We start from the raw sequence: 23373 nt of genomic DNA, 5'->3' as shown, positions 1-23373 counted from the left end.
GAGCGTATGCGTGTAAATTATGGAACCGCCGTGTACGGAACCGTACGCACGGTGGTGTGAGAGGTCGGAAGCCGAAGGCTTCCTCCTACTCGATTAGGACGCCTTACTGCAATTTCATTACCTGTTGTATTTGTTGTCTCGTTATCCTGCTGTCTCTGGTTAAAATCGTATTCGCCAATCGTAGGGGGGTTGCTTTATTATTAATTAGTCTTTGTGATATTATACCTATAGAGGCAAATTTTACGAAAGTATTAGACGCAAAGCCACGGGCCTAAAACACCAATTATGTCATGGCAGCCGGGTTGCCAGGAGATAATCCTGTAATCATTTTAATGCTCTATTAAATTTGCCCTTCTTTCTTGAAAAGAGGGTATTCAATGTTTAAGTCTGTTTTAATTGTTGATGATTCACGATTTATGAGACAGTATATAAAAAATATGCTTGACCCAACAAAATTCGCAGTCGTTGGCGAAGCTTCAAACGGCCTCGAGGCTTTTAATCAGTATATTGCTCTTAACCCCGATCTTGTAATTATGGATATAACCATGCCAATATTAAATGGGATTGATGGCTTAAAAAAAATTATTGACTATGATCCCAGGGCAAATGTTGTCATCTGTTCATCATTAGGAAGCAAGCATCTTGTTATTAAAGCTTTAAAGCTTGGTGCTAAAGAATTTGTTCTTAAACCCTTTTTCAACGACATGAGTAGCCGACTTGAGAACATTATAAAATAGTGAATCTAAGTTTGAAAATGGAATTAGTACTGTGGCGCCCCACTATACCTTGACCATTCAGGGCAATCTTCTACACACGCATACAGATCATTTGCGAAACGAGGCCAGAATTGGCAATCGTTTAAGGAAATTTTGATTTCTGACGCACACCCCATTCTATCCATAAAAAAATCGGGCTGATACAGCCCGAAATGGAATAAGATGTGGATTAAAAAGCAATCAGGGGTATTGCTTCGGTTCTTGACCAGTTTACCAGCTGATTGTTAAATTTAATGCTTTTTTTTGTAAATTTTTTCAAACAGAGTGAACTAATTATTTTTTTACAACGGCATGGCCGCCAAATTCATTGCGCAATGCCGCGACTACTTTACCTGCAAACGTATCGCTCTCAAGCGAACGGTAGCGCATCAGCAGGGAAAGGGCAATAACTGGTGTTGGCACCTGCATGTCGAGTGCCGTCTCTAGCGTCCATTTTCCCTCACCTGAAGAAGCCATAATACCTGAGAGTTCTTCCAAATTGCCATCCTTTGAAAAGGCATCCTGAAGCAATTCAACGAGCCAACTGCGGATAACTGAGCCATGGTTCCACACTTTGGCAACCGCTTCGTTATCGTACGCAAAACCGCTTTTCTGCAGGACTTCAAAACCTTCAGCAAGGGACTGCATCATGCCATATTCGACGCCATTATGAACCATTTTTAGAAAATGGCCGCTACCTGCTTTTCCGGTGTAGAGATAACCGTCTTCAACTGAGATTGCCTTAAATAAGGGTTCAAGATAATCAAATGCAGGTTTATCCCCACCTACCATCACACAAGCGCCGTTTCGAGCACCGCTCATTCCGCCGGATGTGCCGACATCTAGAAAGGAAACGCCTTTTTCCTTACACTGGTCATAATGACGTAACGAATCGGTATAACGCGAGTTGCCGCCATCGAGGACAATATCGCCCTTATCCAGCAATGGGAGCAGCTGTTGCAGTGTCTCTTCCGTCGGTACGCCGGCTGGTACCATTAACCAAAACACACGTGGTGTTTCCAGACGTCCAGCCAATGCTTCAAGTGAATGATAACCACTGATGTTGTTTTCTTTTGCCACGCGCTTGACGGCCTCGTCTGATAAATCAAAAGCATGCACGTCAAAGTCGTGTTCTGACATATTAAGTGCGAGATTATAGCCCATTTTTCCAAGTCCTACTAATCCGATTCTCATAAATTCCCACCTGACTCTGTATTTACTTATGTAATAAATCAATCCTTCTCTAGTTTACAACAATTTGCCTAATCACGTCCAAATTTCTTTAGTGGCTCAGAGCGTTGCTCACTTAGAAAAGAATCCTTTTGAAATCTCACCAGATTTGATTTAGTATACGAGCTTTCCCTTCTCTTTGTTCCGATTATCGTGCTCGCAACTTATAAAATGTCCAGAAAAAACGTGCTCATACTACTCATGTTGATCTTTAGTACAGGTAATTTTGGTACTGCTTTCTGCCACATATAGTATTCTGATGTGGAGTCGGGTGCTAATCGCACGCGCACACGGTTCTCTATTCGCCTTGACGCGATTCTTGCTGCCCGTCTTGTGCCCCAAAATAAACAAGCATCAGCAACGGCCCTAATGTTTTTAGTCATCACGGTAGCCAATATTATCAGTGTGCCAAAGCGTAGATACATTCTTATTTTTTTTTAAAAAAAGGGCAATACCTGCATGACAGACAGGTATTACCCTTCTTCCGTATGTTTACAGTAAAAGCACTTAAGGTTTACTTTTACTGATTGCAACATAATTACTTCGCTACTTTTTCAGCCAACGGTTTTTTCCAAATGCCCAAAATCAACCCAGATATCACTGCACCAATGATAATTGTAAGCAAAAACAACAACTTATGATTGCTGAGCAGGATAACGAAAATACCGCCATGAGGAGCCGGAATGCTAATATTCCACAACTGTGTCAATCCACCAGCAATAGCTGAACCGATAATGCAGGATGTGATAACGCGCATCGGATCGGCAGCTGCAAAAGGAATCGCACCTTCGGTAATGAATGAAGCGCCAAGCACATAGTTTGTCAATCCAGCCTTACGTTCATCTTCATTCCACTTGTGCTTAAACAATGTGGTTGCCAAAGCAATCGCAAGAGGTGGTACCATACCGCCGGCCATAACCGCAGCCATCATAAGACCACCATTTGAAGCACCACTTGTAAAGACGCCAATGGCAAATGTATAGGCTGCTTTGTTAAATGGACCGCCCATATCAATGGCCATCATTCCGCCAAGGACAATGCCAAGAAGAACTGCATTACCGGTTCCGAGATGATTCAGACCGCCAATCAAGCCAAGATTAATCCATTTGAAAATCGGGTCAAAAATGAAATACATCAATGCACCAGTAATGAGCAAGCCAAATACCGGGAACAGCAAAATCGGTTTCAATCCGTCCAAAGTCTTCGGCATGCCCTTGAAAACCTTTTTCAGGAAAACAATGATCCAACCGGCAAGGAAACCAGCGGCAAGACCACCGAGAAAACCAGCATTGGAAGAAGCTGCCAGAAATCCGCCAACCATACCAGGCATCAGCGCCGGACGATCGCCGATGCTATAGGCAATATAACCAGCCAGAACCGCAATTAGGAAATGGAAGGCACCCGTATCGCCACCTGCTATGCTGCCGAGCATCAGCACAATCGGGTTGTTCTTCCCAATCGTTGATTCAAGCAGGAAGGACACAGCAAGAAGAATACCACCGCCAACTACGAAAGGTAGCATATGCGAGATACCGTTCATCAGATCTTTATAAATTTTGTTCCAAACAGACCCTGTGCTTTCATTTTCTTCTGCAGAAGACGCGCTGCTTTCCGCATGATAAACAGGTGCATCGCCATTCAAAGCTTTATTAATCAGCTGTTCCGGTTTGCGAATACCGTCACTGACTGGTGTCTGTAATACGCGTTTCCCATCAAAGCGGGCCATCTCAACTTTTTTATCCGCTGCAACAATAACACCGGCCGCGCGTTCGATTTCTTCAGCAGTCAGCACGTTCTTCGCGCCTTCTGAACCGTTTGTTTCAACGCGGATTGCAACACCCATTTCTTTGGCCTTCTTCTTCAAGGCATCTTCCGCCATATAGGTGTGCGCAATCCCTGTCGGACATGCTGTTACAGCGATGACAAATTTTTCATTTGCTGCTGGCGCTGCCTGCTGTGGCGCAGCTTCTTCTTTCTTTTCTTTCTCAGCCTGTCGGTCATCGAATAGCTTGACAACTTCTGCAGCTGTTTCAGCATTTTTGATTTGGTCGACGAATTCCTGATCAATCAGAAGACGCGATAGCGCTGCCAGCGTCTGCAAGTGTGTGTCAGCTGCACCTTCTGGAGCGGCGATCATAAAGAATAAATGTGACGGTTTACCATCAAGCGCTTCATAATCGATACCCTTTTTACTACGACCGAAAACTACGGTTGCTTCGTTTACCGCTTTTGTTTTGGCATGCGGCATTGCAATTCCTTCACCGATACCAGTACTTGATTCCGCTTCACGCTTTAAAATCATTTGCTTAAAGAGGACGCGATCATTAATCCGTCCGTTCCGGTCTAGGCTTGCAATCAATTCATCGATAGCCGCTTCCTTGGACGAAGCCTGCATGTCCATGACCATCGCCCGTTCAATCATTAAATCTGTAATCTTCATTGAAATTTCACTCCCTGCAATTCTTCAAATAGTAATACAACAAAAGAACACTTATCGCACGAGGAGATAATTTGATGCCTAAATTATATTTCCCCATTAAGTAGCAACAAAATCCCGATAATACACTTGCAACGACAAAAACGCATGATCAATCTAACCCTTTTTACTATGCCCATCCTGTTTTTGGCTCATCAGCAACACAAATAACTTTCGTCTTCTCTTGAATGGCACGGCTTGTTGCATCCAGGATATCATCGGTAATAATAACCGCTTGATTCAGTTCGAACATTTTACAAAATGCGACTTCTGAAAATTTACTACTGTCTGCAAGGACAAATGGCTGTGCAGCAAGTGACATAGCCATTCTTTTAATACTTGCCTCTTCCGGATCTGGTGTTGTAAACCCCATGGCTGCATCGATCCCGTTTGTCCCGATAAAGACTTTATCAAAGCGAAAATAGTTGAGTGTTTGTTGCGCGATACTGCCAACGACAGCCTGAGTCGTCCTTTTCAGCAGACCGCCGATTAAATAGCAATCGACATTATGCTTTGCTAAAGCAGTTGCATGAAAAGGACTATTTGTGACAACGGTTACATTTATTCCTTCCAAATAAGGGATCATCTCGAATGTCGTCGTTCCAGCATCCAAGTAAATGCACTCATTTTCCTTGATCAAGTGATAAGCAAAGCGAGCGATTTGCTTCTTTTCCTGAATGTTTTTGGAGGTTTTCTCCTCCATATCCAGTTCCTGATTGCGCGGTTGGATCAGTGAAGCGCCTCCATGCAGTCTTCGAAGCAAATGACGTGCTTCAAGTTCCTGCAAGTCCCGGCGGATTGTCGATTCAGAGGCATCTAGGAATCGTACCAAATCCTGTACTTTGATAACATTCTTTTCTTCGAGCTGCTTTAAAATGTATTGTTGCCGTTCTTCTGCAAGCATTGATTGGGATCCTCCAACTATTACATTGTAACACGCTTTCATTCAAAATCAATACATTATAATCATTATCGCTCATTACATTTGCGATTTATCGCATCAAACAATGATAAATGTTCAAAACCATTCATGTTTCCATCACTTATTCGCTTATTGATCGCCTTCTTTACCAATCAAAATTGATAAATCTACCGTGATCGTGCACGTTTGTTGCGACAGCCATTCCTTTTTTTTCGATTCTGATGCATGCCAAGAGAGTGGCGTCATCCGCATCAGATCAAATAATTGATGACCAGACAAGATCCGTTCGTAAGTTAACGCGTGTGTTTCAAACGTAGAATAATGGTTACGAAAATTTGCGATTACGGACTCATTGGAATAGGCCTGCTTTTCACTTTCACCATGAAAAAAAGTCCGTAATTCTTTTAAATAACCGCTTGCTGGAACAACTTTTATCGTCCATCCCCCAATTTTCGCAATCCGATGAAAGGATTCATAATGAGAGGGAGATAAGATATTGAGTATGATATCGAACGACTGATCGGCCACAGGCGCATGCGCGAGATCGGCAACAAGCCACAAATTCCCTGGATAGCTTTTCGCTGCTTGCGTGACGCCGTCTTTGGCAATGTCGATACCAACCCCCAACGTTTGCGGGTAGCCGATCGCTTGCAAATGGGTCACGATTTGATTCAAATGCGTTCCTTCCCCGCAGCCAACATCTAAAATGGCAAGCTCCTTCGATTGATGGTTTCGCCTGATTCTGTCGCAAATCCATTCAAGCAGGGGGCGAAACAAACCCACATCGCGCATCATCCGCCTACGGCATTCAAATAACTCCTGATCATATTCCGTGTGTGACGGTTTCACTAATAAATTGACTGAACCTTGTTTCGCTAGATCAAACGTATGGCGCTTTGAACAAATCAGGCTTTTCTCATTCTCTATCTGCAATGGCTGACCGCAATACGGACATTTGAAAAGAGAGATGTTCTTTTGAAATAAACGTGCACTATATTCCTTTTTGCTGATCCGTTCCATTTTCATCTATCCCAAATTCTGACGTGTAAAAACAACGGATTAATTCTAACTGTTGATCGATCGAATGACAAGTCGTGCCAATTCTAACAAAAGCTTTTGTTTTATCTGCAGTAAAACGAGGGGCAATACTGTTAAATTTTGTGCATTAAAAAAAAGCGGATTACTCCGCTTTTTCGAGGATTGATGTGCATCTATGAATGAAGGCTGTTAGGATTTTGCCTTTGCAAGTTGAACGAATGCCTGATCGCGTTCTTCCAGTATCCGATGTACTGTTTCCCCATCATAATCATAAAGCCCTTTTCCTGTTTTTGCTCCTAATAAATGAGCAGCCACTTGCTGATTAATTAATTCAGGTGCGCCCGTACTTTTATCCAAATCTGGGGCAATATTATCAAAAACACGTTTCCATGTATCTAGGCCACCCAAATCAGCAATTCTTGTGGGTCCAAGAAAAGCCCATCGGAAGCCGATGCCTTCGGTGACAGCCCGATCAACATCTTGTGGATCGGCAACCCCTTGACTGATTAAGGCAAAAGCTTCGCGCATCAAGGCTGTCTGCAAACGATTGGCAATAAAACCATTGACCTCTTTTTTCAGCAAAACCGGCTGCTTGCCTGCTTCCTTGAGCATGCGGACAACTTCGTCCACCTGTACTGTATCTGTTGTTTCGCCTTTAACAATTTCAACCAATGGAACAAGATGGGCTGGATTAAAGAAGTGCGTAATGAAAAAACGGCTGCGTTGCGTGATAGGTTTTATCAGCAAACTCAATGGAAATGTAGAGGTATTTGATGAGAGTATCGCATCCGTTGCTGCGAGTTTATTCAGTTTCTCATAGAGCGACCACTTCATCTCAATGACTTCCGGAATAGCCTCGATCACCCAATCGGCATCTTTTACGGCTTGTTCAAGATTTGTCGTAAACGAGCATCGTGTGAGCGCCTCACTCTTCTGTTTCATTGAAATACTCCCAAAACGAACCAGAAAATCGAGTTGACTGCTAATGGTTTGCTTCGCTTTGTCTAGAAATTCCTGTTTAATATCATTGATAGCAACAGGATACCCTTGAGCGGCAAATGATTGCGCAATGCCGCATCCCATGACGCCGGAACCGATGACCGCAATTTTTTTAATCATTTTCTCTCGCCCCTTGTAAACGTTTTCTAACGATACAATCATAGCTGAATGTGTCATATTTGTGAATTTTTTTGCTTGCTGTCAGGTAATAAATCCACAAGCTCTCCCCACCCTCTTCTTCCCTTGCATATCGTATCATCAGAGAAATGCATTTCGGTTGCTTTAATTTTCGTTGAGGACGAACACCCTGTGCTAAGTCTTTACAAGCAATAGCATCCATCCACTTACTTCAAGGTTAAAAAAAAACAGCTTGCTTCTTTGATTTAAAGAAGCAAACTGAGGTTTTATTTGCCTTTGCTGTTTGTCTTTGATGTACCGCTACGATTGTTAAATGCTAATTCAAATAAACCAGTGGATGAGAGCCCAGCCATTCCTCCCGCCCATAAGCGACTCGCTGTTTCTAAAGTAGAAAATGGAGTGGAAAAAAAACCAAGTGCGATGCCAAGTAACAGAGCAATGAGCGGAATCCAGTTTTTCGGAATCGGATAAGTTTTCTTCAGCAGCTGAACTGCACCTGTCAAAATAGGCGCCAGAACTGTTGCCAGCATTAGGACGTCTTGCATCAGGCGACCTCCCTCAAGAGATGATGGTGTGAATAACCTTTTCCATCATTCTATGCGGCAATTGAATAGACTTGTCTATCCGGACATATTTTCTATTATGATCTTTATTAGAAAAACTTTGCTAAGCCAAGTCTTTCTTTGCAAAAATTGCGCTCTGGCTACTCGCTTGCCGCGGGCGATCCGTGAGCCTCCACAGACAGGCAAGATTCTGCGGGGTCTCACTTGGCTCGCTTTTCCCGCAGGCGTCTCGTGCCTTCGCTCCATTTTTTGTGCAAAATCTTATACATTCTTATCTCTTAAGAAAAGCCCGGCAGCGTTGCCGGGCTTTTCTTGTACTTTTATTTTATTGATTCAGGAACCACACGGCGCAGCGCTTTAGAGACAATCGGAGCAATGACACCGGCAGCAATCGCCTCGGGTATTCCGTTGCTGACCACAATCAGCAGTAATGCTGGCAAGAGTCCAGAGAAACTAACATGGAGAAAATTGGCATAGGGCTGTCTGTAGAAAATATAAATCAATCCGAGAACCAGTACGGTATTGGTCACGGCGCCAAATACTGCCGACAATGCCATCGACGGAATATCCGGCAATTTCACCTTGCGCAAGAATCGATAGCTATAGCCAGCAGCTAGTCCGACAAGGACGCGCGGCAGAACAGCGACCAATGGATTTGTGAAAATCAGCATTTCAATCGGACTATAGGGAGAGAGGTAAGCACGCAAACAAGATCCAACGCCCCAGAACCCGCCAATCAGTGCCCCCTCCCACGGACCGAGCACGATTGCTGTAATAATAACAGTAATATGAATCAGCGTGAGGCTGAAAACACCAATTGGAATATTGCCAAGCATCGGCACAAAGGTTTGCAGAATGATTATTGCTGTTAAAATGCTGAGCAAAACGAGACGATAGGTTTTATTTTGCCGTGTCATGTGAACCATAGCAAGCTCCTCATGTTATCAAATAGTGTTTGTTTTACGGTTAAATCATACCACAAAATTCCAAAAAGAGAGAACAAATTCATTCCACTCTTCCTACCCGCTTTTAGAGCTGGACCATGCTTGGCTCTCCTTGCTCTTTTTAGACTCACTATCGCCTGTTTTTAATGATTTATTTAGCAAATTTGCTTAGAACTCAAGAATCATTATTCATAGTAATCCCAGCAGAGCAAATGCAGTAAACACTTTGGGACAACTTCGCCAATGCTCAGGAAGCGAAAGCATTCATCAAGCATTTGTCGCTTAGAAACTTATGAAACGATGCAAATCCGGTAATAATTATTTTGTAGGCAACAAAGCCTTCTCTCATTTCATCGCGACATAACATGAATTATCCTATATCATAGCCTGACAAATGTCAGGCGTTTTTTATTGAATTGGCTCTGTTAGAAAATCAACGTTAAAATTTAACAGAGCGATTGAATTAAGAAATAACTCATGAACTCCGCTTTCAGCAACCATCAAAATACGTTAAAATAGGACTAATCGTAACGTTTACATGATTTGAGGAGGCAGTTCAATGGCTTTGTCTTATGTCGCAATTGATTTTGAAACTGCAAATAGTCATTATTCATCAGCTTGTTCCGTGGGTTTGACCAAAGTTTGCAACAGCCAGATTGTTGATACCTACTACTCTCTGATCAATCCAGAAGAACCATTTGACGCGTCCAATATTCAAATTCACGGCATTCGTCCGGATGATGTGACGGAAGCCCCAACATTTGACAGGCTGTCCAATCGCTTGTTTGGATTTATTGCCAATCTGCCGCTTGTTGCTCATAACGCACCTTTTGATATGAAAGTGTTGCAAAAGAGTCTCGGGAAATATGACCTCGACTTTCCAATAATGAACTATTTCTGCTCACTTGCCTTATCGCGACAGTTACTTCAGCTGCGTTCAAATCGTCTGAATTCGGTCGCGGCAAACTATCACATTCAGTTTCACCATCACCGAGCATCCGATGACTCTCGCGTTTGCGCAGAAATTGTTCTCCAAATGCTCCAAGAAGCAGATATTCATAATCTTGAGGAAATGACAAGCAAACTACATTACCAGATGGGTCTTGTCGGTCAAAACGACTATCGAGCCTTTCGAAAAATGCAGTCAGGTCGCTATCCATATAATGGGTTCAAACCTTCAGAAATTACAGCGAAAACAAGCGTATTCGATCCATTCCATCCTGTTTATCACCATGTATTTGTATTCAGTGGCTCATTGCGCACGATGGACCGCATGGCAGCCTGCCAAAAAGTTGCAGATTTGGGTGGGATTAATGGAAATTCAGTAACAAAAAAGACAAATTATTTGGTTGTCGGCGATCAAGACCCGAAACTTCTGCGTGGCCATACCAAAAGTTCGAAACAAATCAAAGCGGAACAGCTTGCGGAACAAGGTCAAAATATCCAAATTATTACGGAGACAGAATTTCTAAAACTACTCTAAGCGTATTGGGACAACTGAGTTTTATTTCGCCAGCATGCAACAACCGTTCCGACACATCGACCGGAACGGTTGTTGAAATCAGGATGACTCAGGTCGAAATTTCGACATTGAGCTGTCTTTTTTTGTAGGCTGATTAGTTAAAATCTGACGTTATTTTAATCGAATATTACCCTGTGTTTACTTGCCGCGGCCGCATGCGAACCTCAGACAGGCGGCTATAGCCTGCGAGATCCAGCTGGCACGCTGTTCCCGTAGGCCCTCACACATTGCCTTTGGTCAGAAAAACAACATTAAATTTATACATTGCCTTTTCAAAAAAACACTTGATAATCAGCTGTTTGCCTGCTTCATTTCTTTCATTATCGCATTATATTCCTTTTTAAAGTGACTGTTTCCTGGTGAATGAATCTTTTCAATCCTGCCGTGACGCATCAGAAGGATACGCTCTTTCACCTGATTTTTAGGATCTTTCATTTTCAATAGTACCAATGTATAGGCACCCTTATTATCCTGCTTCTCAATACTTACGGTAACTTTGACTTCGTGCATCTTATTACGAAGCTTTCCCGTCTGTATTTTCCGGATTAATGTAGAACTTTCTTTCGAAGCATAATCGCTGTTGATCGCATTTATTTGCTTTGACTGATTATCACTATACAAATCTCGGGTAAATATGAAAGCAGTATGCTCATCTGGAGTCATTTTGCTCAACGGGATGCCTTGCGCTTGTGTCTGCGAAAAACTGCATCCACTGAGTAATTGAACGAGCAAAAAGCCGATCAGCACCACCCTTATCTTGTTCATGTATTGCCTCACCTCCCACGCCATCATTCACTTATTACCTTGTATTTTTCGTTCACAAACGATGAAATACGGGAGCCAAATTGGTCACAAAATAATGACAAACAAATTGTATTGTTCTACCTCCATGCGATTGGCACAAATGGCCATAAGAAAAATTGTACAATCAATTCCATATTTATAGTGCTCCTCTTCGGTCACTCGCTTCTGTAATTGTCTCGCACACTGTCCTTGTTACAAAAACCTTCTATATTCAAGCGTATTAAAAATGCTGCACGGTTTTAAGCCGCACAGCATTTTTCGTGTGTTTTTTATCATAGACAAAACATTTTGAATGAGTTTTTTTACTTAAATCGATACGGTAACAATTTCCAAATGATTCGTTTGATCGTGAAGCAGTTTTCCGTCATTACCATAACTATTTGAAAACTTTTCGTTAAAAATTTGAAATTCTTTTGGTGTCAGGGTTAGCAAATAACCCGTCTTATAATCGACTGATTTCACGTTCTGGAAATTACTGAGCGAATCTCTTGTTCCCGCCTGCACATGTAGTTGATTCGCGTTCAAATTCACATCAACTTCCGACCCGTTCTGCAGTTGAACGATAATATATCGATTGGTGCGAAAAGAATAGCTGACTATCTTCTGATGGGACTTCAAGCTGCTGAATCCTTGATAACGAATTATTTCCCCATAGATGACCAAGCTAGCAAATAATAATGAAATAATTACAAAAAAGAAAATACTTTTCTTGGATAATAGACTTGCCACCGTAATAAACGCCTCACAATTTAATGATATCGTTGCACATTATAACATAATGTACACATTTTCGACAATATTTAGAAACAATTATAATTATCATTTTATTGTTCTTTAAAACCCCCGCCCGATTAATGAGAGACATTCCCATAAATTTTTTAAGAAGCATATTCCATGTTGCTCCGATCAATTGCTTCCATCTGTTCGCCGTAATTTCCCAATAGCTATATTTATCCTTTTTGAACACATTTCCTTTAGGTGAATACCTTATAAACTGTAATAAATCTGAGGAGGGTTCACAGTGTATCAACAATATGAGCCGGTTTTTGATCAACGAATTTCCCCACCCGTTAGCCAAGGCATGGTAAATAACCATATGGTGATGGCAAACCAGCAGCCTACTGATCATCAAATTAAGGAACTGTGTAAGGAACATTTAAACCGTTATGTCATGGGACATTTAAAAAATGGCACCATAATTGAAGGAATTATTGTCGATGTCGATGATGAATCGGTCACATTACTTGTTGTAGATAAAGATGCATCCACTGATGACAGTAGGCAATTCGGACGTATGCCAGGCTTTTTTGGATTCAGACCACATCGTTTCCCATTTGGATTTTTTCGATTTCCTTTCATTACACCGTTTATTTTTCCTTTTTTCTTTATCTAATCAATAGCAACGCGTCTACCTTAAACAGAAAAAACAGCTTCTTCCCTTATCCTTCGCTTTGGCGTAGGAATTTTTTTATTAGGCCAATGCCACATACACGTTTCTCCCTGCCCACATATAATACAGCATCACGTGATGAGGAGGTGTCGTTATGTGGGGTTCTTATGCTGATGGGTACGGCAGCGGTTGGGGTCGTCCAGGTTACGGCTATGGATGTGGTTGTGGCTACGGGAGCGGATTCGCCTTGATCGTTGTCTTGTTTATCTTGTTAATAATTATTGGTGCTACTTTGCACCATCCCGGACATCATCATTCGGAATAAAAATATTTTCAGATTACAGGTACCTATCTCATATCGATTCATCAACCATTTAGGGCATCCTCACAGATGCTCTATTCTCGTGTTTCAATTCACCGAAAAACTTTGCCCTCAACATTTTTGATCTTGTAGTTTAATAATATGGATGAGCACGCCTGGTTTTTCTAATCACTTAATTTATAGGCTATCATAGCCTATTAGAAAAGAACTTAGGTGGTGTCAACTTTGTATTATTCTAATGATTTTCACTCATTTCCTTATTATCGAGAAATCGACTCTGTGAACGCGCAAATAGTAAATAGAGTGCTTGACGGCATTAAGGCTGAAGCCACTGCAATTGAGTTTTATTCACGTTTATCTGAAATAGCCCCAACAACAGAAGCGAAAGCTGACATTCTTCATGCGCTGGATGACGAAAGAATTCATCTTCAAAAATTTACCGAGCTTTATCTGCGACTGACTGGTAGGCAACCGAGTTACCAAATAGTCCCTATCACATTCAATTCTTTTCAAGAAGGGGCTAGAGAAGCATACCGAACAGAACTTGAAGCCTATGAAGAGTATAGAAACGCCTATTTAATGACACAAGATCCGATCATTCGAGATGTTTTTTTAAGAGCATTCACAGATGAAATTGAGCATGCGATTCGATTCAGTCAAGCTATAGTAACACGTTAATGGTTAACTGAGAATACTTGTGAACGAACATAAATTAGTGAGGAATAAGCGATGAAGTTGTTTTTCCTCTTTCATCTAGATATACAGTGCCCATAACCATTTGCGCAATAATGATGGTGCAAGTAAAGAAGAACAAAGTTGAATAAATCCAGGCATCCTTTCGAGCAAATAGTAACGCTAAATACATTGATTAATGGTTTGGAACACAATATTAACTAGGCGAATATACATGGTTTGTAGTTGATGATGGAAGGAATGAGGTGTTTGATGTGAATCAGACACATGAAGTTGTCTTACAGAATGAATGGAGTAAAGTCATCGGATCTTCTATTAACCTATTTGGCGTGATTGTGATTTTAGTCGCTACGATTATTTTCTTGTCATCCAATTACAAATCGTACATTCTTGCAACTGAAAATATCTCTATCTGATTGTTTCATTGGTTCTAAATTTGATTGGAAGGCAATAAGAAAAAAAAACTGGGCAGAAATCGCCCAGTCCTTTTTCAACAACCGCGCGCCGGCTGCTCGCTTACCGCAGGCGTCTCGCACCTTTCTTTTTCGGGAAAATCAACATTAAAATTTAACAGAGCCTATCTTTAAATAAAAACCCCTCGAAGCCTTGCGGCTCAAGGGGTTCGAAAGTTATTAACGAATTAATAAACTTCCATGTATTGGTCACGTTCCCACTGGTGAACCTGCGTGCGGAACATATCCCATTCGATTTCTTTAGCATCATTAAAGCGAGAAACAATGTGTTCGCCAAGTGCGCTTGTGATGACTTCGTCTGCATTGAACAGAGCCATTGCTTCGTCGAGGGAAGCCGGCAATTCTTCAATACCGAGTTTTTCACGTTCTTCGTCATCCATTACGTAAATGCTGCGGTCAACCGGAGTCGGAGGAGTGAGTTTCTTTTCGATTCCGTCGAGACCAGCTGCCAGCAATGCAGCCATGCCAAGGTATGGGTTGGTTGCTGGGTCTACGCTACGTACTTCGATACGTGTGCTGAGTCCACGAGATGCTGGGATACGGATCAAAGCACTGCGGTTGCTCAATGACCATGCAACGTAGCTTGGTGCTTCGTAGCCAGGAACAAGACGTTTGAACGAGTTGACAGTCGGGTTCGTAACGGCTGTAAACGCACGTGCGTGTTCCAAGCAGCCAGCAATAAATGCTTTAGCAGTTTCGCTCAGTTTGTCCGGAGCTGTTTCATCGAAGAAAGCATTTTCTTTGCCTTTAAACAGCGACATGTTCGAATGCATACCTGATCCGTTGACACCGAACAATGGTTTCGGCATAAACGTTGCATGCAGGTTATGCTGACGAGCGATCGTTTTAACTACCAGTTTGAATGTCTGGATATTGTCGCAAGTCTTCACTGCATCCGCATATTTGAAGTCGATTTCGTGCTGCCCTGGAGCCACTTCGTGGTGGGAAGCTTCGATTTCAAAGCCCATGTCTTCAAGTTCAAGAACAATATCACGACGGCAGTTTTCACCAAGATCAGTAGGTGCAAGGTCGAAGTATCCGCCGTTGTCGTTCAATTCCATAGACGGCTTACCTTTTTCGTCTACTTTGAAGAGGAAGAATTCCGGTTCTGGTCCGATGTTGAATGCCGTGAAGCCCATGTCTTCCATACGTTTCAGCTGTGCCTTCAGGACGCTGCGCGGATCGCCTGGGAACGGCGTGCCGTCTGTTTTATGGATATCGCAAATCATGCGAGCCACTTTACCTTTTTCAGCTGTCCAAGGGAATACAACGAAGCTGTCATAATCCGGATAGAGCAGCATGTCTGATTCTTCGATGCGCACGAAACCTTCAATTGAAGAACCGTCAAACATAATTTTGTTATCCAGAGCTTTTTCCAGCTGGCTGACCGGAATCTCAACATTTTTAATAATGCCAAGCAGGTCGGTAAACTGCAAACGGATGAACTTGACATTTGCTTCATTTACCTTAGAAATGATGTCTTCTTTTGTAAACTTTGCCATCGTGATCCTCCCCAAAATTAGGTTTCTATAATCCTTGCTAAATATATATACATAGAAGAAAGTCACTTAAAAAAACGCGACAAGTCTCCCTGTATCAACGAAGCTTTGCCGTACTTGCCGGCACTGACCAATTCAGACTTGAGGAACTTCATTAAATCGGCATCAGAAAGAGATTTCTTTTCCGCAGCCGGGCGATTAGCTGTAATGGGCTTTTCACTCAATACACGCCGGATTCCGGCCAAATTGACACCTTCATCAAGAAGCGATTTAATATCCAACAATCGATCAACGTCATTAAAAGAAAAAACACGACGATTGCCTTCTGTCCGCTCCGGATGAATCAACTCATTTTCCTCATAGTATCGGATTTGCCTCGCTGAAAGGCCGGTCAGCTTTTGCACAATGCCCATGGAGAAAAGCGGCATTGAACGGCGTACTGTGTCGTCCATCTCGCCTCACGCCCCTTTCTGTTCACATTATAGCCTCAGACAAAAAAGTTGTCAAATGGTGTTAGTTAATATAACAACGCGTGACAATCACTGTTGCTAATTTGTCACAATTGAACAGAAGCTAGGTCGATTAACCCTTTTTCAGCAAGATGGTTGACTGCCAGAATCATTGCTGACTTCACGTGTTCGAAAGTCAGACCGCCTTGTACATAGAGCGTATAGGGTTCGCGCAATGGACCGTCTGCCGTCAATTCAAGACTTGCGCCCTGAACAAATGTGCCTGCTGCCATAATAACTTTATCTGTATAACCTGGCATCGGGCTTGGCACCGGTAGTACTTGAGCATTGATTGGCGAAGCAAACTGCACGGCTTGGCAGAAGGCAACCATCTGATCCGGATCATGAAAGGTCACGCTTTGAATTAAATCGGTGCGCACGTGCTCCCAAGAAGGTGTTGTTGTCATGCCCAATCTTTCCATCAGCGCAGCCGTAAAAACAGCGCCCTTGACCGCCTGAGCAACGATATGTGGCGACAGAAAAAAGCCCTGATACATATCCTTCAATTCGCCAAGTGTAGGTCCGACTTCTTTACCAAGGCCTGGCACAGTCAAGCGTTCTGCACATTGATCAACTAACGCTTTTTTGCCAACAATATAGCCACCGGATTTAACTAAACCACCGCCAGGGTTCTTAATCAGCGAGCCAGCCATTAGATCCGCGCCGACATGTGTTGGTTCCATCGTCTCAGTAAATTCGCCGTAGCAATTATCAACAAAGACGATGATTTCCGGATATACCTTTTTAATCTTTCCGATGGCTTCACCGATTTGATCAACTGGTAGAGATGGCCTGTCCCCATACCCGCAAGAGCGTTGAATGCCGATCACTTTGGTCGCCGGCGACATTGCGCGAAGAACACCTTCGACATCAATTTGACCATTACGAAGCGGAATCATACGGAAGCTCACGCCGAAGTCCTTGAGCGATCCGTTCGATGTATCATTGAGGCCGATTACCCCTTCTAAGGTGTCATACGGTTTCCCTGTGATATACATTAATTCGTCACCAGGCCGCAACACACCAAATAAGGCCGTGGTAATCGCGTGCGTCCCTGAAATCATCTGTGTCCGAACCAGACCACTTTCAGCGCCGAAGGCATCCGCGTAGACTGCTTCAATCCCTTCGCGACCAAAATCATCATAGCCATACCCTGTTGTTCCGGCAAAATGAGCGTCGCTTATTTTATTCTTCTGAAAACTGGTCAAAACGCGAAACTGATTTTCCAAAGCAATGGAATCGATCCGTTTCGACTGTGCGTCAATTTGTGTTTCGACAGTCTGAACCAGCTGTCTTAGTTTCATACCAAAGGTTAACGATTCATACATTTTTTCGATAAATTCTCCTCATGCCATCTCTCTATTTTGTAAGCAGACGCGATGCAAGCGGGGTTTCCGGGAAAACATAACCTTCAACTTCATAGGCTTGTTGCGCTTCATTAAAAACTCTTTTTTGAATCACTGAATGCATTTCTATTTGATAAAGCAACGTGCCGTCTTCTGCTGCTATCATGCAGTGATAAGGCACCATTTGCTCAACAAGGCATGCTTGAATTCGCTCAAGCAGTTTCAAACGATCAGCCGCGTCACGCGCCGAAATGTAGATGCTGCCAGCCGGTGCAATAAAAGGAACTTTTACTAAGTCTTTTTTGTTATACACGGTTAATACGGGAATTGTATCAGCACCTAATTGGGCAAGCAGTTCATGCACCGTTTCCTCATGCACGGATAGATCGGGGTCGGAGGCGTCTATGACGTGTAAAATAAGCTGCGCACCGACCACTTCTTCGAGTGTTGAACGAAATGCGGCGACAAGCTGCGTTGGCAGATCCTGAATGAAACCAACCGTATCTGATAGCAGACAGGTAAACCCTCCTGTCAACCTTACTTTTCGCGTAAGCGGATCGAGTGTCGCGAACAATTGATTTTCCTCATAAGTTCCTGCAGCTGTCAATTGATTAAAAATCGTCGACTTTCCAGCATTTGTATAGCCGACAAGCGCGATTTGACATTGGTTTTTTGCGGCTCGACGCACACGGTAACGTTCACGATGACGAACAACATTATCGAGTTGGTTCCCGATATCTTTGATTCGATTGCGAATGTAACGGCGATCCGTTTCCAGCTTCGTTTCTCCTGGACCTCGTGTCCCAATTCCACCACCCAGGCGCGACAGATTCACACCAATTCCGCTCAGTCGAGGTAGTAGATATTGGAGCTGCGCTTTTTCGACTTGAAGTTTACCTTCGCGGGAACGAGCGCGAATCGCGAAAATATCAAGAATTAGTTGCGTCCGATCAATAATTTTCACTTGCAATAATTGACTTAACCGGCCCTGCTGTCCGGGAGAGAGCTCATCATTAAAAACGATCGTTTCAGCACCTAGCTGATTGATCAAAGATTCCAATTCTTGAATCTTTCCCTTTCCAATATAAGTGGCGGTATCCGGTTTTGGACGCTTTTGTGAAAGAACAGAGACGACCTGACCGCCTGCTGTCTTTGTCAATGCAGAAAGTTCCTCCAGCGACAATTGAAGGTGATCGTCTGTCATGTCGGGCAATTGACAGCCGACAAGAATCACATTTTCCATAGAAGTGCCTCTTTCTTAGTGACCCGTCACCTCGCCGCTTATGACCGAGGGCTTGTAATCTTCCTCAAGAACCAAATCACACGTGCGAATGGTTCGCAGGGCATCACGGTCAAACGCCGACTCTCTGACAAGCCGAACGGCCTGCTGCCGAATCATTTTTTCAACAAGGTTTCGAACATAACGCCCATTGCTGAAATGCATTTCTTGGTTCAACGCCTTTTGCCGCAAATGCCGTGATAGCCGTTTCTCAGCTTCTGTCGTTAAGACATAGTCGCGTTCCTTGACCATCTGTAAAGCAATTCCAAGAAGTTCGCTGCCAGTGAAATCAGGGAAAGAAAGAATCATCGGAAAACGTGACGGCAGTCCGGGATTTATCGAGAGAAAATCGTCCATTTCTTCTGAATAACCCGCAAGAATCAAGACAAATTCGTCGTGGTGATCCTCCATTTGTTTAACAAGTGTATCAATCGCCTCTTTGCCGAAATCTTTCTCTCCGCCGCGGGCCAATGCATAGGCTTCGTCAATGAACAATACACCACCAAGCGCTTTCTTCACGAGATCACGCGTTTTTTGTGCCGTCTGACCAATATATTCACCGACAAGATCGGCACGTTCCACTTCGACGAGATGGCCTTTTGTCAATACACCCATTTCAGCTAACAAATGACTGAGCAGTCGAGCCACCGTTGTTTTTCCGGTTCCGGGATTGCCTTTAAACAGCATGTGAAGTGACTGACGCTCGGCTTTAAGATATAATTCTTCTCTTTTCCTGCAAACATAAAGCCAAGCGTATAGTTCCTTCACCATTTGCTTAATATCTTTCATACCGACTAACTTCTTCAGACGAAACTCCAGCTTCTCAAGCGGCGCATGGCTTATTTTCTCATCAATAGGAAAAGGCATGGGTACACTATTTTCTTTTTTTTGATTAAAAATAATATTAATCTGGCTATTTTTTGTATATGTGTACGGTTCTGGCACGACTTGATCACCTCGCTGATATTCAGCCCGCCGATGGATCCAATACCCGTGCGTTTGTATCATCTTTACAAGGTATATTGGGAATGTATCCTATCAGAAAACTGAGATAGCCTGGATCTAGCTTATGCCCGTCGTATCGATTTCAGAAGAAGGCAGCTGAAACCACTCATTCCATCCAAAGATTGCCAGAATTCTTATTGTAAGAGAAGCTTGGCTACACCATGTCTTTTTTTCAAAAATGCGCTCCGGCTGCTCGTTTGCCGCAGGCGCCGCACGTCTCCTCAAACAAGCTAGAAACTGCGGGGGCTCACTTGGCTCGTTTTTCCCGCAGACGTCTCACGCCTTCGCTCCATTTTTTGTGCAAAATTTTAACCATTCTTATCTTTTAAGAAAGGCAGCGCCAAACGCTGCCCTCAATAGATCTATTATGCTTCTTCCTGATTCGTCCAATTCACGGGTTTTGATGGTGTAAATGTTGAAATCGCATGTTTAAAAATCAACTGTTGTTTTCCTTCACTATCTAACAAAACGGTAAAGTTGTCGAAAGCCTTTACCTTGCCCTTCAATTGAAAACCACTGACAAGAAACACAGTAACGAACGTTCCTTCCTTGCGTAATTGATTCAGAAAAGTATCCTGAATATTAATGGACTGTTTCATTTTAATCCTCCTCTTTTCTCTCTCAAAACCCAATCCATACAAGGCAGCCTACGCCATCCTTATAGTTTACCCGACCTTTTTCTGAGAAGGAAAACATGTCCCGCCAGAAAGATCTCTAAAATGATTATATTTTAATTTTCCATCATTTGCAAAGATTCACAGAGAATTTGTTATCTTTTTTTACATCGAGCTTTAAACATTTTTCTGCTGTTGAATGATGTAAGACAGCACATCCTCAGCATGTTGCGAAAAACAGTCCTCCGCATGGGTCATATCAAACCACTTGACCTGCATTTGCCCACGAAACCAGGTAAATTGCCTCTTGGCATAATGACGAGAATTTTTCTTTAGTTGATCAATCGACGCTTCGAGACTCTGTTTTCCTTCGAAGTATGGAAAAAATTCTTTGTAGCCGATCGCTTGAAGCGCCTGCGAACCAGCGAGTCCTTGATCATAAAGTTGCTGAACTTCCTTGAGTAATCCAGCCTCCATCATTTTATCAACGCGGCGGTCAATTCGTTGATAAAGGATTTCGCGCGGCATCGTTAAACCAATAAAAACAACCGGATAAATCGGTTGATCCGAGACTTGCTGTTGCTGTTTACTGAAGGGTATACCGGTTAGCTGATAGACCTCCAGCGCTCGAATCACGCGTATGGCATTATGTGGATGAATTTTCGAAGCCGCCATTGGGTCAACTTGCGCCAACTTTGCATGCAGAGCTTCAGCACCATTTACCTGCACATACTGTTCCAATTGTTGACGGTATGCCTTGTCAGCTTTTATGTCAGAAAATCGATAACTGTAAAGCGCCGCTTTTATGTAAAATCCAGTCCCGCCGACGAGAATCGGTTGCTTCTTGTGACTACCCAATCGTTCGATCGTTTGTCTGGCGTCACGTTGATAATCGGCGGCAGTATATGTTTCAGACGGATCACATATGTCCAACAGATGATGAGGTACACCATCCATTTCTTCTGCCGTTGCTTTAGCGGTACCAATTGACATCTCGCGGTAGATCTGTGAGGCATCACCATTAATGACTTCCCCATCAAGTCGTTTCGCTAAATAGACACCCATTTTTGTTTTGCCTACCGCTGTAGGCCCAACAATAGCAATGACCTTCTGTTTCATTGATGCTAACCCCCAATTTCTGCTGAACCATAATCATCCAATTATTTCTTTGCTTTCCGGTCTGCCTCATTCAGAAATAGAAGACGGCTCTTGTTTGTCTCTTTGCATTTTCTGATTTAATGAGGGGAGCAAAATATAGTAAATAATCGTTCCTGTTAGACCAATCGCTGTAATCAGAAGCGATGTCTCGAATGCGCTCAAATAAGCACTGATAGTAATGGTCAATGACGCAATTAAAAGCGCTGCGTTGTATTTCAATCCATTGAATGCCATATAAATACTTCTTGCGTTCTCTGGCGGAATGGCCGCTGCAAAAGATTGCTCCACGGGTACGCGAAAAACCTCGCCAACCGTCAGAACGAGCATAAAGATGAGCAAAACCCACACATTGGTGAAATAAGACAACGCTCCATAGCCGATTGAAAAAAGAAAACAGCTAATAATGAGCGCCACATTACCATTTACTCGTCTGCTGATTTTGGCAACAAACAGCATCAGAACAACAACAATCAATGTATTCTCGCTTCTCAGTGTGCCGAGCATGGCGAGGCCATCGATATGCCAGAACAGAATCTGTTGAACAGGCATCTGATCACTGAGATGAATGCCAATGTAATTCGTTAGCTGTTGTTCCATTGAAAAGACAAGGACACCAGCGGTCACAAAAGCAACAAACAGCTTGTCCTGCATAACTTTTCTATAACCGGCGAGCAGCTGTAAAATATGATGAAATGGTCGTGCCTTTTCACCCAAACGTGCTAAAGGGACACCACTTTCGTTAATGAAAAATAGAACAAGGACTAAGACGAAAAGCTCTGCAAAACAAAGTAGGATGAAAAGCACGAACAAATAATGGCGAAAGAGCAGGGCGCCAAGTATCCCACCGGCTGCGATCGAAAAGTTAGTCGACCAGTAAGTAATTGAATACATCAATTTTCTTTGCTCTGGCGTGCTGACGTCAATCAACATCGCATCACTCGCTGGACCAGCAAGCCCCCATGAAATGCTATTGAGCACAGTCATCGCAAATGTGAGACCCGCAGATTGAAAAAATGGTGAATTGCAAAGCGCCATGATGAGAAAAGCAAGCAAACGAATGTACTCGGCAAGAAGCATCATTCGCCGACGACCAAATTGATCGGATAAATAGCCACCGATTAGCGATACTGCCATACCAAGAAAAACGTTAAACAAGAGGAGAAATCCAGTTACCTTTCCACCGAAATGATAGGCGAAATATACAGTCATGAACGGAAAAATCATATTACCTATAAAATGGCTAGAGAAGGTTTCAATAATACGTATCTTAATATTTCGATGAAAATCCCTGAATCTCATTATAAACCTCCTGATGCAACGTGACGTTTGATTATTATAACACAAACATTTGTTCTGCAACAGAAACTTATAAAGCTGATTCGTCTAGAACGAAAAGATGAATGATGGTAAGGCAAACGCCCGGACACAATTTTGGCTCATGCATCTACTGATAGAGAAAGGGCGTGAGTTAATGGGAAAAGAAAATTTTGGCGGAATCAACACCGCTGGTGCAAACACCAACGTACAACCAATTGTTTGCAATCCGCAGTATGTCTTACATGATAGCTTTGTTCCACGATACATTCCTGTTGTTCATCCGGTAGTCCATGTAAACCGGCAGAATATCGTTAATGTACCGCAGCACTCGGTTACACAATCTCAGCAAACTCAAATTGTTGACCCAGGTCTTCCCG

The 23373-nt window shown here is 42.9% G+C and carries 23 protein-coding genes and 1 riboswitch; of the genes, 5 read left to right on the top strand and 18 right to left on the bottom strand.

Translation table 11 applies throughout. The features are described 5' to 3' along the window. The first annotated feature begins 222 nt into the window (after positions 1–222). Positions 223–310: riboswitch (cyclic di-GMP riboswitch) on the top strand. A 67-nt stretch (positions 311–377) separates the two neighbouring features. Continuing rightward, entirely contained in the window at positions 378–737 is a 360-nt protein-coding gene (locus JOC27_RS02705) for a response regulator (protein WP_205005466.1), read from the top strand. A gap of 312 nt (positions 738–1049) precedes the next feature. On the opposite strand, the gene gnd is transcribed toward JOC27_RS02705, so the two are convergent. The 8 genes from gnd to JOC27_RS02665 form a co-directional block, all read right to left on the bottom strand. Further along, positions 1050–1949 carry a phosphogluconate dehydrogenase (NAD(+)-dependent, decarboxylating) gene (gene gnd, locus JOC27_RS02700; protein WP_205005465.1) on the bottom strand — a complete coding sequence of 300 codons (900 nt, stop codon included), beginning with the start codon at positions 1947–1949 and terminating at the stop codon, positions 1050–1052. A 574-nt stretch (positions 1950–2523) separates the two neighbouring features. Continuing rightward, entirely contained in the window at positions 2524–4425 is a 1902-nt protein-coding gene (locus JOC27_RS02695) for a PTS fructose transporter subunit IIABC (protein WP_205005464.1), read from the bottom strand. A gap of 166 nt (positions 4426–4591) precedes the next feature. Next, positions 4592–5365 carry a DeoR/GlpR family DNA-binding transcription regulator gene (locus JOC27_RS02690; RefSeq protein WP_205005463.1) on the bottom strand — a complete coding sequence of 258 codons (774 nt, stop codon included), beginning with the start codon at positions 5363–5365 and terminating at the stop codon, positions 4592–4594. 147 nt (positions 5366–5512) lie between these two features. After that, positions 5513–6403, bottom strand: coding sequence for a putative RNA methyltransferase (locus tag JOC27_RS02685; RefSeq protein ID WP_205005462.1), 891 nt, complete (start codon positions 6401–6403; stop codon positions 5513–5515). 207 nt (positions 6404–6610) lie between these two features. Then, positions 6611–7540 (bottom strand): 3-hydroxyacyl-CoA dehydrogenase family protein, encoded by a 930-nt coding sequence (locus tag JOC27_RS02680; protein ID WP_205005461.1) that lies wholly within the window; start codon positions 7538–7540, stop codon positions 6611–6613. Continuing rightward, a complete protein-coding gene (locus JOC27_RS02675; RefSeq protein WP_205005460.1) occupies positions 7533–7760 on the bottom strand; it encodes a hypothetical protein in 228 nt (75 codons plus the stop codon). Before JOC27_RS02675 ends, JOC27_RS02680 begins: the two co-directional genes overlap by 8 nt. A 64-nt stretch (positions 7761–7824) precedes the next feature. Beyond that, on the bottom strand, positions 7825–8103 hold the full coding sequence (locus tag JOC27_RS02670; RefSeq protein ID WP_205005459.1) for a holin: 279 nt from the start codon (positions 8101–8103) through the stop codon (positions 7825–7827). A gap of 338 nt (positions 8104–8441) precedes the next feature. Beyond that, on the bottom strand, positions 8442–9047 hold the full coding sequence (locus JOC27_RS02665; protein ID WP_205005458.1) for an ECF transporter S component: 606 nt from the start codon (positions 9045–9047) through the stop codon (positions 8442–8444). 577 nt (positions 9048–9624) lie between these two features. On the opposite strand from JOC27_RS02665, the gene JOC27_RS02660 reads away from it, so the two are divergent. Next, positions 9625–10548 carry an exonuclease domain-containing protein gene (locus tag JOC27_RS02660; RefSeq protein ID WP_205005457.1) on the top strand — a complete coding sequence of 308 codons (924 nt, stop codon included), beginning with the start codon at positions 9625–9627 and terminating at the stop codon, positions 10546–10548. Between the two features lie 330 nt (positions 10549–10878). Here the strand turns inward: JOC27_RS02660 and JOC27_RS02655 are convergent, their stop codons facing one another. Together JOC27_RS02655 and JOC27_RS02650 are read right to left on the bottom strand one after the other, a co-directional pair. Next, the gene (locus JOC27_RS02655) at positions 10879–11352 is read right to left on the bottom strand and encodes a hypothetical protein (RefSeq protein ID WP_205005456.1); all 474 of its coding nucleotides are present in this window, start codon (positions 11350–11352) and stop codon (positions 10879–10881) included. 345 nt (positions 11353–11697) lie between these two features. Beyond that, positions 11698–12120: a hypothetical protein gene (locus JOC27_RS02650; RefSeq protein ID WP_205005455.1), complete on the bottom strand. Its 423-nt coding sequence runs from the start codon at positions 12118–12120 to the stop codon at positions 11698–11700. Positions 12121–12412: 292 nt separating this feature from the next. Between JOC27_RS02650 and JOC27_RS02645 the strand changes: the two genes are divergently transcribed. From JOC27_RS02645 to JOC27_RS02635, 3 genes are all read left to right on the top strand, one after another. Next, positions 12413–12784, top strand: coding sequence for a hypothetical protein (locus JOC27_RS02645; protein ID WP_205005454.1), 372 nt, complete (start codon positions 12413–12415; stop codon positions 12782–12784). A 151-nt stretch (positions 12785–12935) separates the two neighbouring features. Then, positions 12936–13106 (top strand): YjcZ family sporulation protein, encoded by a 171-nt coding sequence (locus JOC27_RS02640; RefSeq protein WP_205005453.1) that lies wholly within the window; start codon positions 12936–12938, stop codon positions 13104–13106. Positions 13107–13328: 222 nt separating this feature from the next. Beyond that, complete coding sequence (locus JOC27_RS02635; RefSeq protein ID WP_205005452.1) at positions 13329–13781, top strand: ferritin family protein; 453 nt, start codon at positions 13329–13331, stop codon at positions 13779–13781. A gap of 655 nt (positions 13782–14436) precedes the next feature. Here the strand turns inward: JOC27_RS02635 and glnA are convergent. The 8 genes from glnA to JOC27_RS02595 all read right to left on the bottom strand — a co-directional run bounded on the left by glnA (position 14437) and on the right by JOC27_RS02595 (position 22978). Continuing rightward, the gene (glnA, locus tag JOC27_RS02630) at positions 14437–15771 is read right to left on the bottom strand and encodes a type I glutamate--ammonia ligase (RefSeq protein ID WP_205005451.1); all 1335 of its coding nucleotides are present in this window, start codon (positions 15769–15771) and stop codon (positions 14437–14439) included. A 62-nt stretch (positions 15772–15833) separates the two neighbouring features. Continuing rightward, positions 15834–16220, bottom strand: a complete 387-nt coding sequence (locus JOC27_RS02625) for a MerR family transcriptional regulator (RefSeq protein WP_205005450.1) — start codon at positions 16218–16220, stop codon at positions 15834–15836. Between the two features lie 104 nt (positions 16221–16324). After that, on the bottom strand, positions 16325–17605 hold the full coding sequence (locus tag JOC27_RS02620; protein ID WP_205005449.1) for a methionine gamma-lyase family protein: 1281 nt from the start codon (positions 17603–17605) through the stop codon (positions 16325–16327). A gap of 31 nt (positions 17606–17636) precedes the next feature. Beyond that, positions 17637–18866 carry a GTPase HflX gene (gene hflX, locus JOC27_RS02615; RefSeq protein WP_205005448.1) on the bottom strand — a complete coding sequence of 410 codons (1230 nt, stop codon included), beginning with the start codon at positions 18864–18866 and terminating at the stop codon, positions 17637–17639. A 15-nt stretch (positions 18867–18881) separates the two neighbouring features. Further along, positions 18882–19847, bottom strand: coding sequence for an AAA family ATPase (locus tag JOC27_RS02610; RefSeq protein ID WP_338062759.1), 966 nt, complete (start codon positions 19845–19847; stop codon positions 18882–18884). A gap of 425 nt (positions 19848–20272) precedes the next feature. Next, positions 20273–20506, bottom strand: a complete 234-nt coding sequence (gene hfq / locus JOC27_RS02605; RefSeq protein ID WP_205005446.1) for an RNA chaperone Hfq — start codon at positions 20504–20506, stop codon at positions 20273–20275. A gap of 192 nt (positions 20507–20698) precedes the next feature. Further along, positions 20699–21640 (bottom strand): tRNA (adenosine(37)-N6)-dimethylallyltransferase MiaA, encoded by a 942-nt coding sequence (gene miaA, locus JOC27_RS02600; protein ID WP_205005445.1) that lies wholly within the window; start codon positions 21638–21640, stop codon positions 20699–20701. A 66-nt stretch (positions 21641–21706) separates the two neighbouring features. Further along, positions 21707–22978 carry an MDR family MFS transporter gene (locus JOC27_RS02595; RefSeq protein WP_205005444.1) on the bottom strand — a complete coding sequence of 424 codons (1272 nt, stop codon included), beginning with the start codon at positions 22976–22978 and terminating at the stop codon, positions 21707–21709. Between the last annotated feature and the right edge of the window lie 395 nt (positions 22979–23373).

This window comes from Sporolactobacillus spathodeae (genome assembly GCF_016908935.1).
GTDB lineage: Bacteria > Bacillota > Bacilli > Bacillales > Sporolactobacillaceae > Sporolactobacillus > Sporolactobacillus spathodeae.
The sequence above is the reverse complement of the archived record's forward strand: the minus strand, read 5'-3'. Positions and strand labels throughout refer to the sequence as shown.